The following is a 17293-nucleotide window of genomic DNA, read 5'->3' as shown; positions in this document are numbered from 1 at the left end:
TGGGCGGCGGGCGATTCAGCGGCGCCGGCGGCGGACGAGGCGCCGGAACGCCTTCGGCCCGCCGGCCGTTGCGGGCAGGGTGCCCGCCACCGCGTCGGCCAGCAGGGAGCCGACGGTCTCGGCCGCGCAGGCGCGGTTCGCGCCGATCCCGCCCGAGGGCCCGCGTTTGCTCCAGCCGACCACGTACGTCCCTGGCCTGCCGCTCACCCGTCCGTGTTGGTGCGGCACGGTTCCGGTCGCCTCGTCGAACGGCAGCCCCGGCTGGGGCACCCCGCGGTGGCCGACGGCCCGCAGGACAAGTCCGGCGGGGATCTCCAGCTCCCCGGCGGCGCCGGTGACGCGCACGGCGCGGGTGTCCTCGCTGCCGGACACCGCCACGGGGGCGGAGAGGAAGCGGAACACGATGCGCCGTCGGCGCCCTTCCGCGCCCGGCGGCAGGGACCAGTCGACGTCCTCACGCGCCACCCCCCGCAGCAGCGCCGCCTTGTCGCCCGGCCGGGCGGCGTCGATCGCGGTGCCGACACGCGGGTCGTGGTCGTCGACGATCAGATCCACGCCGGGGAGGTGCTGCAGGGCGAGCAGTTCGGACCGGGTGCAGGCCGCGTCCTGCGGGCCGCGGCGTCCGAGCACCACCACCTCGCGCACCTTGCCGCGGCGCAGCTCCGCCAGGGCGTGGCCGGCGATTTCGGTGCCGTCCAGTGTCTCCGGGTCGGTGGCCAGGATCCGGGCGACGTCGAGCGCGACGTTGCCGTTGCCCACCACGACGACACGTTCCGCGGACAGGGCGACGGCGTCCGGCGGGACCTCGGGATGCGCGTTGTACCAGGCGACGAAGGTGGTCGCGGAGACACATCCGGTCAGGGACTCGCCCGGGATGCCGAGCCGCCGGTCCGTGGCGGCACCCACCGCGTAGATCACCGCGTCGTGGTGGGCGGCGAGTTCCTCCGCCGTGATGTGCTCGCCCACGTCGAGACCCAGGTACATCCGCACCCGCGGATGTGTGTGGAAGCGGGAGAAGGTCTCGCCCACCTTCCTGGTGGAGGTGTGGTCGGGTGCCACGCCGTACCGGACGAGCCCGCCGGCGACCGGGAGACGGTCGATGAGCGTCACCTCGGCCCGGGTGTGCAGCAGCAGGTCCCTGGCGGCGTACATTCCGGCCGGTCCGGTGCCGACGACGGCGACCCGCAGGGCCCCGAAGTCCGGGGGCAGGACCCGGTCGAAGGCCGGCCCGGACCAGGCATGGAGGTTCGGCCCCGTGGGCCGCGGTCGCGAAGTCTCCTTTTCCTGCGGGAACTTCGCCTTGTCGGGCTCGAAGTAGGCGGCGTTGATCCGCTCGTACTCGCGTTGCGCGGCGGGCAGCCGGTCGACCGGGAGGACGGCGTCCACCGGGCAGGCGTCGGCACATGCCCCGCAGTCGATACAGCTCTTCGGGTCGATGTGCAGCATCTCCGTGCTGCCGAAGCCCTTCTCCCCGGGGGCGGGGTGGATGCAGTTGACCGGGCAGACGGACACGCAGGTGGCGTCGCTGCAGCAGGTCTGGGTGATCGCGAAGGCCATGGTCGTCGTCCGCTCCGCTGAAGGCCGGGACAGGTGCAGGGTGCAGGTCGTCAGATGAGGTGGGCGCGCTGGTAGAAGAAGAGTGCGGGCCGGGTGAGCAGTCCCACCGAGGCGAGGAACTCCATCAGGCCCGAACAGCTCGCGCGCATCATCGACTTGTGGTGCTCGTTGGTCCTCGCCTCGCGCAGTGCGCGTTCCTCGTCCAGGCCGGCGTTCGCGTAGACCTTCCGGTTCACCATACTGGTGACGATGACGTAGGCCGCGACGGCTATGAGGACGGCGTGCACGCGGCGGCGGAGCCGGCCCGCGCGCGCGAGGTGCCTGCGGGTCTCGTCCCGGGCGAACTGCATGTGCCGGGACTCCTCGACGACATGGATGTTGTTGATGGTGCGGACGAACGGCACGACCCGCTCGTCGCGCATCCAGTCGCGCTGCATGACGTCCAGGACCTCCTCGGCGACCAGGATCGCCGCGTACGCCGCCTCACCGAAGGCAACGGTCTTGAAGAATCTGCCGAGTTCGACCGCCACCCGGTGCGGGCGGTAGGCCGGGGCCCGGAGCTTCTTCGCGCCGCGGGCGAACATGATCGAGTGCCGGCACTCGTCGGCGATCTCGGTGAGGGCCCACTGGACGGTGTCGTCCGTCGGGTCCTTGGCGTAGATGTCCCGCAGCACCATCTGCTGCAGGATCATCTCGAACCAGATGCCGGTGCTGGCGACGGACGCCGCCTCCTGGCGGGTCAGTGCCTTGCGCTGCGCGTCGGTCAGCTCGTTCCAGTACGGCGTCCCGTAGAGCGTGCTCCACTCCGGGCTGGTGCCGTGGAAGTCCGTGTCGAGAGGGGTGTCCCAGTCGACCTCGGTGAGCGGGTCGTAGGACAGCTGCGCGGACGAGTCGAGCAGCCGCCGGGCCGCGTTGTCGTCGCGGGACCCGCTCCGGGTCTCCGGCTGGAAGGTGCTGCTGGCCATGCTGAGGGCTCCTCCGGGTCGGGACCATGCGGGATTACCGCGGGTAACAGCCGCCGCTGTTGACGAACTGTATAGCAGGAACGGCCGGCTTCCTACCCCTCGGTAGGAAGCCGGCCGCAGCCGGATACGGATCGGGACACGGACGGTGTCGGGGCTGCCTGGACGTGACCGCACGCAGGTCCGCTCGGGGACCGCGCGCACCGGGCGGCGACGGGCCGGGGGCGCGGCGGAACCCTGCCGCGGCGGGGCACCATGGCGCGCCGGACTCCCGGCGTCGGCTCAGAGACCGGTGACCTTGCTGCTCGCCGATACGTCGTACACCAGGGTGACGGTGCGCCGGCCGCCGGGGCCCAGCGGGATGTTCCAGCGGACGATGCCGTCCGCGTCGACCGCGTCGGGCACCGGCGAACAGGCGTCCCGGCGCAGTCGTACCTCCACCGCCGAGACCTCGGAGACGGGGACGCGTTCGCGCAGGACGATCACCCTGTCGTCCTCCTCGCCGGGGGCGGAGAACCTGGACAGATGGAGCCGGACGGTCCGGGTGAGAACGGTCCGCTGGGTGATTCCGGCGGTCTCGCGGGTCTCCTCCGTCTCCCGCAGGACCCGGTGGTCGTCCCGGCTGCCGAAGGCGAGATCGACGGGCGCGCCGGGGGCGGCGAAGTCCAGGGTGCCGCGTCCCCCGAACCCGCTGCCGCCGATGAGATCGACAGGCCCGGCGAGCAGCGCGTGCCCGGACCGGTTGTCGAACCGCACCACCTGGCTGACCAGTGGCGACAGCTCGGGCGAGCAGGTGTACTCACTCTGCGCGGACGAGGTGAAGGAGGAGAGCGGCACACGGTGGGCGCGGCCGTCGGCCGGCACGGAGACCGGCGCGGGGGAGTGGAGCACCCGGACCTCGCCCCCGTCGTCCACTCCGGGCGGACCGGGCACGGGGGCCGGGCCGAGTTCCGTGATCTCCTCCTCGCGCAGGCCGACATGGACGGTACGGCGCTCCGCGGGAGAGCGGTCCGTGAGCGTCAGCCGGTCCTCGCCGAGCCGCGGCGGCCGGGTCGCCGACGCGGAGCGTGCGGTCGACAGGGTCAGCCGTACGTTCGGCCAGTCCTCGCCGGTGCGCTGCCAGACGATCGCGTCGGTGTCCAGGGTGAGGTGCTGTCCGTCCAGCACGGCCCGGTAGGCGGGCCGCCACAGGGCGCACGGGGTGAGATGGCGCACCCGCAGCTCGGCCTGCCCGTCGGCCGGGGCGTGGACGGTCAGCTCGACGTGGCCGGTCAGCTCCGCGGGCTCCGTCCCGTAGAGGTCCATGGCCCGGTGTGCTTCGGAGAGTTCGGCGGTGAGGGCGGCCAGCCCGGCCTCCACCTCGCGCAGCCGCTCACCGCAGGAGTCGCGTTCCCTGTCCACCCGGTCCAGTTCCCGGCTCCAGCGGTCGCGTTCCGTCTGCCCGCAACCGGCGCCCTCGCCGATGTCCCGCAGCAGGTCGGCGGCGACACGGCCGAGCAGCTCGGCCCGCGCCCGCAGCCGGTCACGCCGGTGTTCCCGTGCCGACCGCTCCTCTTCCAGGGCCGTCGCACGGCGGCGCAGCGCGGAGTCGCCCTCGGCGGGCCCCGGCCCGTGTGGGGTCCAGGCGCGTACGATCCGCACATCGAGCACGGTCGCGGAGACGCCGCCGGTCAGCTCGGCATGGAGGGTGCGGTCGACGGCCACCGGGCTGACCGGTCCGAGGCGCAGTCGCCGGGTGCCGGCCTTCAGATCGAGCACGGCGGTCCGCTCCACGTGGGCCCGGTCCTCCGTACAGGTGACGGCGGTGACGGGCAGGGCGATCAGGGGGATCGGCTCCGATGACGTAGACATGGCTGTGTCAGCTCCTGCGGTTGCCGCCGGTGAGGGCCTTGCCGGCCGGGATCCGGATCTCGTAGCCGCCGTCGAGTGCGGCGGTGCCACCGGCGGGCAGCTCGACCCGCCACAGGCGCGTGCCGGGCGCGTGCCGCTCCGTGTCCTCGTCGGGCGCCGTCCAGTCGGCCTGCTCCTCGATCCGGATGTCCGTGTCCGAGGTGACGGGCACACGCTCGCGGACCTCGACGCGGACGGGGACGGGGAGCCGGTTGGCCAGCTCCACGTGGACGCGGTGGTCGAGGACGGTGGTGTTGTTGCGCAGGCCGGCCGTCGACTCGTGCAGGTTCGTACGGCGGGTGACTCCGATGGCCTCGGCCGGTCCGAGCCCCACCCGGCACTCACCGCCCGGGGCGAGCGTGGGCAGGGAGGTGGTCAGCAGGAACTCCTCGTCCACGGTCACCTCCACCGGACCCGCCAGCAGGGCCTGTGCGGTGGCGTTGGAGAGCATCAGGGTGGTGTACACGGTCTGTTCCACGGACGGTACACAGATGTGTTCGGTCCGCAGGCCGACCGGGATCTCGCCGACCGTGACGGTGTGCCAGGTTCCGTCCGAGGGGATGTCGGCCGGCGCGGCCGCGTCGAACCGGTGGTCGAACGAGCCGGCGGACTCGCGGGGCCGCACGGCATGCCCGGGAAGCGGCAGCGCGGCCACTGTCTCGGCGCGGCGGCGGTGTTCGGCGGTCACCGGGTCGAACCCGGAACCGGGGAACAGCCGTCCCCGGCGGCCCTCCGGTTCGTCCGGTCCGCTCAGCACGAGCGCGGCGTAGTCGAGCTCCGCGCCGTCCGGCTGCGGCGGCCCGGTCGTGGGCGGGGGCGGCGGGGGCGCGGTGGGGCCGGCCGGTGCCCCGGGGGAGGGCGCCCGCCCGGGGGCCGAGGCGGCCAGGGCGGCGGCGGGCCGGGCGCCGGTACGGGGCCGGGCGCGTGTCCGGGGCTCGGACGGCGCAGCCGAAGCCCCGCCGCCGTAGGCCTGGGGAAGGGCGCCCTCCACGCCACCGGGGACCGGCGGCCCGCCGTAGCCCGCCGTTGCCGGGGCGGGAGGCGGTGGAGGGGGCCCCGCCACCGCGGCCCCGGCGAACGCGGGCGCGGCATCCGGCCGGGTGCCCGCCGCGTCGTAACCGGCGAAGAGACCGTTCAGCCCCGCCGGGTGCGCTCGCCAGCCGGACGGGACGGGAGCGGGCTGGCTGCGGCCGATACGGGCCGACCGGAGCCGGGGCAGATCGGTGCGCCGTCGCAGGTCGGCGGTGGCCAGGGCGATCCGCACCCCGGTCCAGTCCTCGCCCGTGCGCTGGGCAACCGAGGCCCGCAGCAACAGGCGTCCGTCATCCTCGCCCTGACGGCAGGACAGAAGGTAGGCGGGCACCCACACGGCGCCGTGCACTCCGTACTCCACCTCGACCTCCGCCTCACCCGTGCCGTCCAGGGTCAGGACCGCGCCGAACGAGGTGGCGACATGCGCTGCCGGCGCGTCGTCGGAGGCACGGGAGAGCTGCTCCACCGCCATGGTGAGTCGGTGCTCGACCCGGCGCAGCTCCTCCTCCAGCTCGCGGAGCCCGCTGTGCAGCCGGGTGAGGCGCTCGTCGACGAAATCGGAGAGCTCCAGCCACGCGTCGACCGGTGTCCGGCGATGGGGGTCGTCGCGTTTGCGGGCCGGCGGCACCGGACGTACCGCACTGATTTCCTCGATCAGGGCCAGCTGCCGGTCCCGGCGGCCCTGCGCCGCCGCACAGTCGTCGCGCAGCCGCTCCACCGCGCGCAGCAGGGTGTCGGGGCGGTCCGCGTCATGGGGCCCGGCCTCGACCTCCACCCGGGCCCCGGTGACCCGTGTTCCGGACGCGCCGATGACGCGGGCCCGCAACGAGTCCGGGTCCAGCGACCGGGGCAGACCTGTCACCCGTACCTGTCCGCCCGCTGGCACGGTGCCCCGGGCCAGACGGCGGCAGAGCGCGCCCTGCGCGTACACCACCACCGTGTCGAGTGCCGACTCCCACCTCGGGACCGTCCCAGCCGCCATGTGTTCCCCCAGCCGTGTCCGTGCCGAGGGCAGCCTACGCCGTGAGGCGTCGCTGATCGTGGGGGATGCCTGATGCCTGATGCCTGATGCCGAAGGCCCGTCCGCACAGGACAGGCCCTCAGCCGCTGCCCGCCGTTCCGCCGCCGGCCCCGGGCGGCGGAGGCGGCCACCGCCCGGACGCACGGGTCACCAGATCAGACACCAGTAGTCGCCGTGGTGCCCGATCCCGACACGGCTGCTCGGGGCGAGCAGGCGCGGGTCGGGCCGGCCCGCGGCCGCCATGGAGCACGCGGCGTCTCCGACCGTACCGGCCGCGGCCATACGCCGTGCGGCGGCGGTCGCGGCCGCCGAGGTGTACCACCGGGTGGTCCCCGGTTCGTCGCCCTCGGCCGTCGGCGCCGGCGTCGTCCCGGGCGGCCGTTGGGGTGAGGAGGACGACGGCGAGGGCTCGGACGGCGGAGTGGGCGCCACCGCTGCTGAGGTCCTGACGGGCGGCGGCGGTACGGCCCCCGGCGGCTTCGCCGTGAGGGACGGTGCCGGGTGCTTCGGCCCGGTGGGCCGGGCGGGTGAGACCGGCGTCGGTGCCGCTCCCGACTGCGGAGGGTGGGCAGCCGATGCTCCGGCGGACGCGCCGGCCGAGGCACCGGTCGGAGTCGGACGGGGGGCCGGCGTGCGGCTGTGCGGCGCCGTCCCGGTTGTGGGCCGGTGGCCGGGCGGAACCGCCTGAGCCGTCGGCTGCTGGGCCGGGGGCACTGGTCCGGGCGTCGGCTGCTGGGCCGGGGGCACCGGTCCTGGCGTCGGTTTCCCGACCGGCGGTACCGGTTCGGGCGTCGGTTCACCGGCCGGTGGTTCCAGGGCGGGCGTCAGCGGCTGGTCCGGTGGTGCCGGCCGCGTCGTCGGTCCCTGGCCCGGTGGTTCCGGCCGGGGCGGCAGCCGGGTCGGCGGAGCCGGTTCCCGGGAGCGGGACGTGGGGCCGGGCGAGAGCGACGGTGCCGGCGTCGGTGTCCGCCCTCCCGTGCTCGACGGCCCGGTCGTGAAGGTCCACGACGGCAACGGGTTCAGTGTCGGAAGGGACAGGTCGGTCGAGGCCGAGGGGGAGGGACTGGGGCTGTCGTCGTCCTGTGCGACCAGTACCCACACCCCGATGCCGCCGAGCACGAGCACAGCGGCACCGCCTGCGATCCAGGGGGCCCGCCGGGGTTCGCGTCGGTGGCGATTCATGGTCTCACTGTGCTACGCGTCCCGGCGGGGCGCCTGTCGCGTCGTCTGGAAGGCGTGCTTTCCACCCGCTTCCAGCGCCCGTACGGGTGACACGCGGAGTCTGTGGCAGCCGGTGCTCCGACTGCCACAGACCTCGAGGACGGCACGGACGGCGAGCCGCCACGGCACGCTCCGGTCAGCGGTCAGTTGTCGATGTCCCTGTTGAAGTCCTCGGCGCACGCGTCACGTTCGCTCTTCGTGTCGGCGTGCCGGACGCAGTCGTCGAAGTCCTTGAACTCGTCCGAATTGAGTATCGACGCGCCGATCGCGATGATCACCGCGGACCCGATGATCCCCAGGACCCCGAGCACGGCGCCGATGACCGACATCGTGCCGCGCGGAGCCCGGCCGCCCCGTGCCCTGCGCGCGCCGATGACGCCGAAGATCAGTGCCAGGAGCCCGAGCACCACACCGCCGATGACGGTCCAGAACAGGACGACCGCCAGGACACCGAGAACCAGCGCGGCGACAGCCAGTCCGTTGTTCCTCCGCACACCCGTGTCCGGATGGGTCGGCATGGAGTCGGCTCGCGTCTGGGGGTGTTCCGGGAAGGACATGTCATCACACTCATCTCTGCTTCAGCTCGGGTGAGTTGTCTACGGGCCGATTGCCCCCGTCCCGGCGGCGAATGCCTGCGTGCGGCCGTCCGGCAGCCCCGCACGACGCCCACCGCCGCCGGCGACGCCATAATGATCGTTCTGAAGCGTCTTGCGCTCCGCGCGATCGAGTGAGGTGAATGAGCGGTGTGGCCACGGGTCGACGGCATGCGTGCGATGGAACTGGGCAGCCCGGACGAGATGAGGGACCGGCTGAACTCCCTGGTCCTGGCCGGACGGAAGACGGCGACGACCGGTCTGCTGGCCGAGTACGCCGAGGAGACGGAAGGTCTCGAATTCGCAGGTGAGTGCCTGGCGCTCCTGGACAACGACGGCCGCCGCGTCGCGACTCTCGAGATCACCGGAGTCGAGCGGACGTCCTTCGCCGGGGTCACCTGGGACCACGCCCTCGCCGAAGGTGAGGGCGATACGTCGCTGGAGGAATGGCGGGCCGGTCACCGCCGGTTCTGGGAACGTGAGGGCACCCCGGTCGACGACGACACACCCCTGGTGTGTCTCACCTTCCGTGTCGTGGCCACGGCCGGCGCACAGCCCTGAGCCGGGTGCGCCGGCCGGTCCGCGGCGCCCCGCGGGGACCGCCGCCGTTCACGGCGCCGTCTCCGCCACCGCTACCTCACCTGGGTACCTTCCGCGCCTCCGGCCGGCGGGGACGCGGCGCTCGGCGCGGACCGGGGGCGGAGCAGCCCCGGCAACGTCAGGGCGCCCGGCCCGAAGAAGACCAGGAGAAGGAAGCCCCAGCAGAACAGTGCCGGCGCCAGGCCGCCGTTCTGCAGGGGGAAGACGCCGTCCTTCTGGTGCTCGGTGAAGTAGGCGAAGGCCATGGCGCCCGAGCTGAGGAACGCCGCACTGCGTGTCACCACACCGAGGAGGATGAGCACACCGCATACGAGCTCGATCACCCCGGCGTACCAGAAGGGCCAGTCACCCGCGGGGCTGGCCTCCCTGTCCAGCACACCGAAGAGCGTGGCGGCGCCCTCGCTGGTGAACAGCAGGCCGAGGACGATGCGGAACAGCCCCAGCACGAGGGGCTGATGGCCGGCGAGCCGGTCGCTCAGGCGGGTGGTGCTCATCGCTGCGTACTCCTTGCACGATCGGTGCGACGCAAAGTGGACCGCTCGGGCGAGCGGCCGTCCGCTCTCTATCTACGCGCGCGGTGCTCCGCTGGTTCAGCCGATCCGCTCACCGGTCGAAACCGGGTGCCGGACGCGGAGTGAGATGCCTGGACCAGGTGGCCTCCCATGCCTCATCATGACGCTGTCATGACAGCTCCATCCCGGCGCGATGACAACGGGGAAGGTGAGCATGCGCGGCTCCCTGGCCAAGGTGGTTCTCACCACCGTCCTCCTGCTGGCGCCCTTGGCGCCCGTACCCGCGGGAGCCGTCCCCCGCGAATCCGCACCCGGTACCGGAGGCACCGCCGCGGACACCTGGACGGCGCCGCTCAGCACGCGGGGCCGCTGGATCGTCGACGCCGACGGCGACCGGTTCAAACTCCGGTCCGGCAACTGGCACGGGGCGAGCGGCACCTGGAACGGCACCGGCAGTGCGGACGAGGACGCCAGCCATCACGCGGGGGAGAACTCCCACCGGATACCGCTCGGCCTCGACCGCGCCCCCATGGCCGAGATCATCGCCGGTTTCCAGGAGATCGGGATCAACAGCATCCGGCTGCCCTTCTCCAACGAGATGATCCACGACACCCGGCCCGTCACGGACGACGCCGTCACCGCAAACCCCGCCCTGAGGGGGCGGACCCCGCTTCAGGTCTACGACGCGGTCGTACGCGAACTCACCGACGCGGGCCTCGCGGTGATCCTCAACAACCACACCAACACGACCCGCTGGTGCTGCGGAGTCGACGGCAACGAGCGCTGGAACACGAGCCAGTCCGCCGGGGCGTGGGAGAACGACTGGCTCTTCATGGCCGCCCGTTACCGGCAGAACAAGCGTGTCGTCGGCGCGGACCTCTACAACGAGGTCCGCCGCACCGTCTGGGACGACCCCAACTGGGGCCTCGGTGACAACCACGACTGGTTCACCGCCGCCCAGCGCGTCGGCGACCGTATCCTGACCGAGGCCGATCCCGACCTCCTCATCATCGTCGAGGGCATCAACTGGACCGGCATTCCCGTCGACGGATTCCCGCACGGCCGGCCCACGCTCGAACCGGCGCGCGCGCTCTCCCACACCCTCGTCGACTCGGGCAAACTCGTGTACTCCGCCCACTTCTACGGCTACACCGGTCCGAACCACAGCGGCGCCACCGGGATCGGCGAGACCACCGACCCCCGCTACCAGGACCTTTCGCCCAGTGAACTGATCGCCGTGCTGAACCGTCAGGCGTTCTTCGTCTCCGCCGAACAGGACCGGCATTTCACCGCCCCCGTCTGGATCAGTGAGTTCGGTGTCGGCGGGCGGGAGGAGACGGGCGTCGCGCAGCGGGCCTGGTTCGAGAACTTCGTCGACCATCTGGTCCGCACCGACGCCGACTTCGCGTACTGGCCGCTCGTCGGCTGGCACGAGAACCGCAGGGGCAACGGCTGGGCACTGCTGCACTGGGATGCCGAGGGCCGGCGCATGGGGGTGCACGACGGTGACGACTGGCGGGCGGGGGCGTGGACCCGGCTGGTGCGGAGCGCCGGGCGCTCCGGACCCGTCGCCCCCGTGGCCGAATGGTCCATGCTCAGCCCCGACCACGGCGACTTCGTCGCCTCCCGCCGTATGCGCACGCTCCCCGACTGGGACTCCGGCGCGCGCAAGGCGGCATGTCCCGACGGGGAGCGCCTGCTCGGGCTCAGTCACACAGGCAACCGGGGGCTGTGTTCCGACGTGACTTCCGGGCACCTGTGGGACCCGGAGGGCCGGCACGAGGTCGTCAAGGACGAACGGCATGTCGTGCCGGGCGGTGACTGGGCATCCGGCTACACGAAGCTTCAGTGTCCCGCAGGGCACTTCCTCACCGGTTACAGCGTCCGGGGCGCCGCAGTCTCGGCCGCCCTGTGCGCGCAGGCCTCACCCGGCGGGGCCACCGGCACGAGCGGTCGCACGGTCTGGTTCGACCGGAGCGACAACCGGGGAGCCGAACCCGGGGGCGGCGATTTCGCCAGAGGCCACTACAAGGGGCAGTGTGCGGACGACGAGTACGCCGCCGGAATCGCCTTCACCGGCCGCATCGGCTCCGCGCGGACTCCGGACGCCCTGTACTGCCGCAAGCTCGGCTGACCTGCCGGCCTCGTGCGGGGACTCCCCGGCCGGCCCTGGACCTCGCGTGCCCCGCACGCCTCGCACAGGTTCGCACAATGGATCAAAATGGACGGAGGATGCGGCGGCCTCGTGGGAAGGCGCGGTGATGCACGACAAGGACGAGCACGTCGAGGAGCCCGTCGAGGAGCCCGGCGCGTACGACGGTGAACTCGACGCCGAGGACACCGACGAGTACGCCGGGTCCGCGTCGTACGACCAGGCGGCCAGTCCCGACGTCTTCCTGGACGTCCCCCTTCTGAAGGTCGACGAGATCGACCTGGACGTCGAGAACCTGCGGGCGCATGTATCGCTGCAGGCCGAGGTGCTGGACCTGCTGAAGCTGAACGTGGGCGCTGACGTCGCGCTCGGCCGGGTGCACCTGGGGATCTCCGGGGTGGAGGCCCAGGCGCAGCTCAAGGTCCGTCTGGACAACGTCGCGATGATCATCAACCGTGTGCTCACCACACTCGACCGCAACCCGGAGCTGCTGCGGGAGCTGGCGCGGGGGGTCGGGTCCGCCGTGCAGGACATCGGCGGCGGAGCCCGTCAGGCCGTGGGCGAGCTGGGCACGGGCGCCGGAAGGGCTGTCCAGGACGTGGGCCGGGGCGCCGGGTCAGCGGTGCGGGATGTGGGTGAGGGTGCCGGAACCGCCGTGCGGGACGTCGGCGCGGGCGCGGGGACCGCGGTGCGGGACGTGGGTGAGGGTGCCGGAACCGCGGTGCGGGATGTGGGCGAGGGTGTCGGCTCGGTGGCGGAGGATGTCGGCGGCGGAGCGGGCGAGGCGGTGCGGGAGGTGGGCAGTGGCGCCGGACGCACGGTGGAGGAGGTCGGCGGGGCGGCGGGGCGGGCCGGCGAGCGGGTGGGCGACGTCGCGCAGGGCGCGGTCGGCCGGGCTTCGGGCGTGACCGACGCGGCGGGCCGAACCGCCGCGAAGGCCACCGGAGCCGTCGCGGACGTCCCGCCCGTCACGGACGGCACCGCCGACGGAACCGCCGACGGAACCGAGCCGGCCGAGCCGCCCCGACGGCGTCCGCCGCGCAGGACCGCTGTCCGTGACCAGAACACGGCCGCACGCGGCCAGAGCGGCACCCGGCCGCGCCGGGTGCGCTCCGAGGACGGCACACTGCCCCCGCGGCCCAGCCGCCGCCGCGCTGCCGAGGAGCCGGAGGAACCGCCCTGAACGGGGGCCGCGGGACCGCGGGACCCCGTGTGGGACATCTCGTTCGGGTCGACGGTCCACGCCGAGCGGCTCCGGTTCACCGACGAGCCGGGGACCTCCGTCCGGTTCCCCGGCACCGGGACACGTGAGTCGACGAGCCACACCGACCGCACGCACCTGCCCGACACGGTGACCGCCGGCCAGGAGTACCGGGATGTCACCGTTGCCTACCGTCTCGCCACCCGGTGCACCGGGGAGCCCGGGGACGGACGGAGTGGTGACACCGGCGCGGACGGGTGACGAAGGCCGCGGCGGAGCATCCCGCCTCCGGGCCATCGGACCACCGACCGTTCCGAGCAGCCGCCCTTCCCGTCGACCGACAGATCCGAGGATGCATGAGTGACGGGACGAGCAGGGCGGGCCGAGTAGGCGCGGACGGCCCGGGAACGGTGCCGGCGGGCTCGGCGTTCCGGCAGGAACTGCGCGGCGCGGTGACCCCGCGGGCCACGATTCTGCTCTTCGGTGTGCTGATTCTCGAGATCGCCTTCGTCGTCTCGTTCATCGGCGCCTTCCACTCTCCCAGGCCCAGGGACCTCCCTCTGGCGGTGGTGGCTCCCGGGCAGGCACAGACACGCCTGATCGCCGAGCTCAACAGCCTGCCCGGTGCACCACTCGAGGCCCGGGCGGCGGACAGCGCGCGCGAGGCGAGGGCCATGGTGCTCGACCGACGGGTGGACGCCGCCCTGCTGGCGGGCTCCGGGCAGGGCCCGGACAGGCTGCTGGTGGCCTCCGCCGGCGGACCGGCCGCGGTGCAGTCGTTGCGGGCGGTCTTCGAGAAGACCGGGGGCGGCAGCGTCGTGATCACCGACGTCCGGCCGCCCAGCCCCTCGGACGGCCGGGGGCTGGCCGGCTTCTATCTGGTCCTGGGTGTCATTGTCGGCGGATACCTGGCCTCCGCCGCTCTCTCCGCGTCCTACGGAGCACGCCCCGCCGGCCCGAACCGCACCTTCATCCGGCTCCTGGCACTGGCCGCGCTGTCGATCATCTCGGGCCTCGGCGCGGCGATCGTCGTCGACCCGGTGTTCCACGCCCTGCCGGGGCACTTCGGAACCCTCTGGGGCATCGCGACCCTCATCACCTTCGCCGCGGCAGCCGCGGGGATGGCCTTCCAGGTGCTTCTCGGCACGGCCGGAATCGCTCTGTCGGTTCTGCTCTTCGTCGTCCTCGGCAACCCGAGCGCGGGGGGCGTGTATCCCACGACGCTCCTTCCTCCGTTCTGGGCGGCCATCGGGCAGGCGCTGCCGAACGGCGCCGGAGTGACGCTCGTACGCTCCTACTCCTACTTCGGCGGCCACCAGACATCCACGGCCTGGTGGGTCCTGGCCGCCTGGGCCGCGGGCGGTGTCCTGATCAGCGGGCTGGCATCGCTGCGAAGGCGTCCGGCAGCCGGCTGAGCATCCCCGGAGAGCGCCGTGCGTGAAGCTCCGGCCTCCGGGCTGCCCTCCTCGCGCACATCCGCACTTTGTCTCACGCCTGGAAGAAGACGAGAGATCGGACGCGAAAGGGGTTACGCGTTCGCGCGAGTACCGCTAACTTCCTTGAAATGAACCGGACATGAGCCCGTACGGGCGAACGTACCGGTGCTCGACGGCGCGACGGCGCGCGCCCGGACTTCTCACGGCAGGCCCCCGGGCCGCCGCAACCCCCCATAGTCCTGGAGATGCTGTGCGCACGAGACCGCTCGGACACAGACGTGTCCGCACGCTGCTGACAGCCATGGCCTGCGCGTGGGGCCTGACGCTGCCCATGGGCCCCGCCGTCGCCGCCCCCGCCCCGGCGGGACCGGGCCCCGCCGCCCGGGCCGCGGCCGAAGACTTCCAGCAGGTCACCCTCGCCAAGGGCGTCGCCGAGATGGGCGAACCCATGACACTGGCCGTCCTGCCGGACCGCTCGGTGCTGCACACCTCGCGCGACGGCACGCTGCGACGGACCGACGCGGCCGGTACCACCACCGTGGCGGGCACACTGGACGTCTACAGCCATGACGAGGAAGGACTGCAGGGCGTCGCCGTCGATCCCGCCTTCTCCGCCAACCGCTTCGTCTACCTCTACTACGCCCCCCGGTCGGGCACGCCGGCCGGTGACGCGCCGACCGACGGTACGGCCGCCGATTTCGCCCCGTTCGACGGCGTCAACCGGTTGTCCCGGTTCGTCCTGAGAACGGACGGAACACTGGACACCGGCAGCGAGAGGAAGATCCTCGACGTTCCCGCCTCCCGCGGCCTGTGCTGTCACGTCGGCGGCGACATCGACTTCGACGCGGCGGGCAATCTCTACCTGTCGACGGGCGACGACACCAACCCCTTCGCCTCGGACGGGTACACCCCCATCGACGAGCGTGCCTCGCGCAACCCCGCCTACGACGCCCAGCGTTCGGCGGGCAACACCAACGACCTGCGCGGCAAGGTCCTGCGCATCAAGGTGAACCCCGACGCGACGTACAGCGTCCCGGCGGGCAACCTCTTCGCACCCGGCACCGCCAGGACCCGGCCCGAGATCTACGCCATGGGCTTTCGCAACCCCTTCCGGATGAGCGTGGACCGAGCCACGGGCACCGTCTACGTCGGAGACTACGGACCCGACGCGGGCACCGCCAACGCCTCCCGCGGACCCGCCGGGCAGGTCGAGTTCAACCGGATCACGAAAGCCGGCAACTTCGGCTGGCCCTACTGCACGGGCCGGAACGACGCCTACGTCGACCGCGACTTCGCGACCGGCACCCCGGGCGCGGCCTTCGACTGCGCCGCACCGAGGAACACCTCGCCACGCAACACCGGCCTGACCGACCTGCCTCCCGCGCAGCCCGCCTGGATTCCCTACGACGGCGGTTCGGTCCCCGAGTTCGGCAACGGATCCGAGTCCCCCATGGGCGGGCCCGTCTACCGTTACGACGCGGGCTCCTCCTCCGAGGTGAAGTTCCCGGCCGAGTACGACGGGAACTTCTTCGCCGGCGAGTTCGGCCGCCGCTGGATCAAGCGGATCGAGGCCGGCGGCGACGGAACCGTGCAGTCCATCAACTCCTTCCCCTGGACCGGCACCCAGGTGATGGACATGGCCTTCGGCCCGGACGGCGCGCTCTACGTCCTCGACTACGGCACCGGCTACTTCAACGGGGACGCCAACTCGGCCCTTTACCGCATCGAGCATGTGACCGGCGGCCGAGCCCCGGTGGCCCAGGCGAGGGCGAGCACCACCTCCGGCGGGGCGCCCCTCACCGTCACCTTCTCCTCGGCCGGCACCTCCGACCCGGACGGCGACGCGCTGACCTACGCCTGGGCCTTCGGCGACGGCGCCACCTCCACGGCCGCCGACCCGTCCCACACCTACACCGCCAACGGCCAGTACACCGCGACACTGAAGGTCACCGACTCCACCGGCAGGTCCGCCACGGCCTCCGTCCGGATCACCGTCGGCAACACCGCCCCGACCGTGCGGATCGACACCCCCACCGACGGAAGCATCTACGACTTCGGCGCCGCCATCCCGTTCAGGGTGACGGTCACCGACCCGGAGGACGGCACGATCGACTGCGCCCGGGTGAAGGTCACCTTCATCATCGGTCACGACAGCCACGGCCACCCGCAGACCTCGGCCACCGGCTGCACCGGCACCCTGCGGACCCTGGCGGACGGCGAGCACGACCCCAATGCCAACATCTTCGGTGTCATCGACGCCGAGTACACCGACGAGGGCGCGAACGGACAGCCCGCGCTCACCGCACACGACCAGCACATCACCCAGCCCAGCCACCGCCAGGCCGAGCACTACGATGACTCCGCGGGCGTCGCGGTCATCGACCACACGCCCGCGCACGGCGGCAAGACGGTCGGTGACATCCACAACGGCGACTGGATCTCCTTCTCGCCCTACGCCCTCGACAACGCCACCGGGTTCACCGCCCGCGTCTCCTCGGGCGGCAGCGGCGGCACCCTGGAGGTCCGCGCCGGTTCCCCGGCCGGCACCCTGCTCGGCACGGCGACCGTACCGGTCACCGGCGGCTGGGAGACCTTCCAGGAGGTCACGGCCTCCCTGGCCGACCGGCCTGCCGGATCCACCACCCTCCACCTTGTCTTCAAGGGCGGCAGCGGCGCCCTGTTCGACGTGGACGAATTCTCCTTCACGACCCCCGCGGCCGATCCCCGTACGGGTGAGGTGAAGGGGGTGAACGGTAGGTGTCTGGATGTGGACAACGCGGGTTCGGCGGATGGTACGCAGGTGCAGATCTGGACGTGCAACGCGTCGGCGGCGCAGCGGTGGACGGTGGCGGACGACGGTGCGCTGAGGGCGTTGGGGAAGTGTCTGGACGTGTCCGGTGGGGGGAGTGCGGACGGTACGCGGGTGCAGTTGTGGACGTGCAACGGTTCGGGTGCGCAGAAGTGGGTGGCGCAGTCGGACGGTACGGTCCGCAATCCGCAGTCGGGCAAGTGTCTGGACGCCTCGGGCGGTACGTGGAACGACGGGACGCCGGTCCATCTGTGGGCCTGCCACACCGGACCCAACCAGAAGTGGACCCTGCCGTAGATAAGGAGGC

At 72.6% G+C, this 17293-nt stretch carries 13 protein-coding genes; 6 read left to right on the top strand and 7 right to left on the bottom strand.

Going from position 1 to position 17293, the window contains the following annotated elements; translation table 11 throughout:
- Positions 1–15: 15 nt before the first annotated feature.
- The 6 genes from HTV45_RS00515 to HTV45_RS00490 all read right to left on the bottom strand — a co-directional run bounded on the left by HTV45_RS00515 (position 16) and on the right by HTV45_RS00490 (position 8240).
- Positions 16–1557, bottom strand: coding sequence for an FAD-dependent oxidoreductase (locus tag HTV45_RS00515; RefSeq protein WP_215203531.1), 1542 nt, complete (start codon positions 1555–1557; stop codon positions 16–18).
- Between the two features lie 50 nt (positions 1558–1607).
- The gene (locus HTV45_RS00510) at positions 1608–2522 is read right to left on the bottom strand and encodes a diiron oxygenase (RefSeq protein ID WP_215203530.1); all 915 of its coding nucleotides are present in this window, start codon (positions 2520–2522) and stop codon (positions 1608–1610) included.
- Positions 2523–2801: 279 nt separating this feature from the next.
- Positions 2802–4370 carry a mucoidy inhibitor MuiA family protein gene (locus tag HTV45_RS00505; RefSeq protein WP_215203529.1) on the bottom strand — a complete coding sequence of 523 codons (1569 nt, stop codon included), beginning with the start codon at positions 4368–4370 and terminating at the stop codon, positions 2802–2804.
- A 7-nt stretch (positions 4371–4377) separates the two neighbouring features.
- Positions 4378–6423, bottom strand: coding sequence for a DUF4139 domain-containing protein (locus HTV45_RS00500; RefSeq protein ID WP_215203528.1), 2046 nt, complete (start codon positions 6421–6423; stop codon positions 4378–4380).
- Between the two features lie 186 nt (positions 6424–6609).
- Complete coding sequence (locus HTV45_RS00495; protein WP_215203527.1) at positions 6610–6894, bottom strand: hypothetical protein; 285 nt, start codon at positions 6892–6894, stop codon at positions 6610–6612.
- Between the two features lie 932 nt (positions 6895–7826).
- The gene (locus HTV45_RS00490) at positions 7827–8240 is read right to left on the bottom strand and encodes a DUF4190 domain-containing protein (RefSeq protein WP_215203526.1); all 414 of its coding nucleotides are present in this window, start codon (positions 8238–8240) and stop codon (positions 7827–7829) included.
- Between the two features lie 207 nt (positions 8241–8447).
- Between HTV45_RS00490 and HTV45_RS00485 the strand changes: the two genes are divergently transcribed.
- A complete protein-coding gene (locus HTV45_RS00485) occupies positions 8448–8837 on the top strand; it encodes an ASCH domain-containing protein (RefSeq protein WP_215203525.1) in 390 nt (129 codons plus the stop codon).
- Positions 8838–8908: 71 nt separating this feature from the next.
- Here HTV45_RS00485 and HTV45_RS00480 read toward each other — a convergent pair whose 3' ends face one another.
- Positions 8909–9370 carry a DoxX family protein gene (locus tag HTV45_RS00480; protein ID WP_215203524.1) on the bottom strand — a complete coding sequence of 154 codons (462 nt, stop codon included), beginning with the start codon at positions 9368–9370 and terminating at the stop codon, positions 8909–8911.
- A 211-nt stretch (positions 9371–9581) separates the two neighbouring features.
- Here HTV45_RS00480 and HTV45_RS00475 point away from each other — a divergent pair, with 211 nt between their 5' ends.
- The 5 genes from HTV45_RS00475 (at position 9582) to HTV45_RS00455 (ending at position 17283) form a co-directional block, all read left to right on the top strand.
- On the top strand, positions 9582–11522 hold the full coding sequence (locus HTV45_RS00475; protein WP_251690859.1) for a glycoside hydrolase family 5 protein: 1941 nt from the start codon (positions 9582–9584) through the stop codon (positions 11520–11522).
- Positions 11523–11649: 127 nt separating this feature from the next.
- Positions 11650–12723 carry a hypothetical protein gene (locus HTV45_RS00470; RefSeq protein WP_215203523.1) on the top strand — a complete coding sequence of 358 codons (1074 nt, stop codon included), beginning with the start codon at positions 11650–11652 and terminating at the stop codon, positions 12721–12723.
- Positions 12724–12750: 27 nt separating this feature from the next.
- The gene (locus HTV45_RS00465) at positions 12751–13002 is read left to right on the top strand and encodes a hypothetical protein (RefSeq protein WP_215203522.1); all 252 of its coding nucleotides are present in this window, start codon (positions 12751–12753) and stop codon (positions 13000–13002) included.
- A 95-nt stretch (positions 13003–13097) separates the two neighbouring features.
- Entirely contained in the window at positions 13098–14156 is a 1059-nt protein-coding gene (locus HTV45_RS00460; protein ID WP_215203521.1) for a DUF3533 domain-containing protein, read from the top strand.
- 271 nt (positions 14157–14427) lie between these two features.
- Entirely contained in the window at positions 14428–17283 is a 2856-nt protein-coding gene (locus HTV45_RS00455) for a lectin (RefSeq protein ID WP_308308923.1), read from the top strand.
- Positions 17284–17293 lie beyond the last annotated feature (10 nt).

Source organism: Streptomyces sp. CHD11 (assembly GCF_018638295.1).
GTDB lineage: Bacteria > Actinomycetota > Actinomycetes > Streptomycetales > Streptomycetaceae > Streptomyces.
Note: the sequence above shows the minus strand (reverse complement) of the source record. Positions and strands in the feature narration are given on the sequence as shown.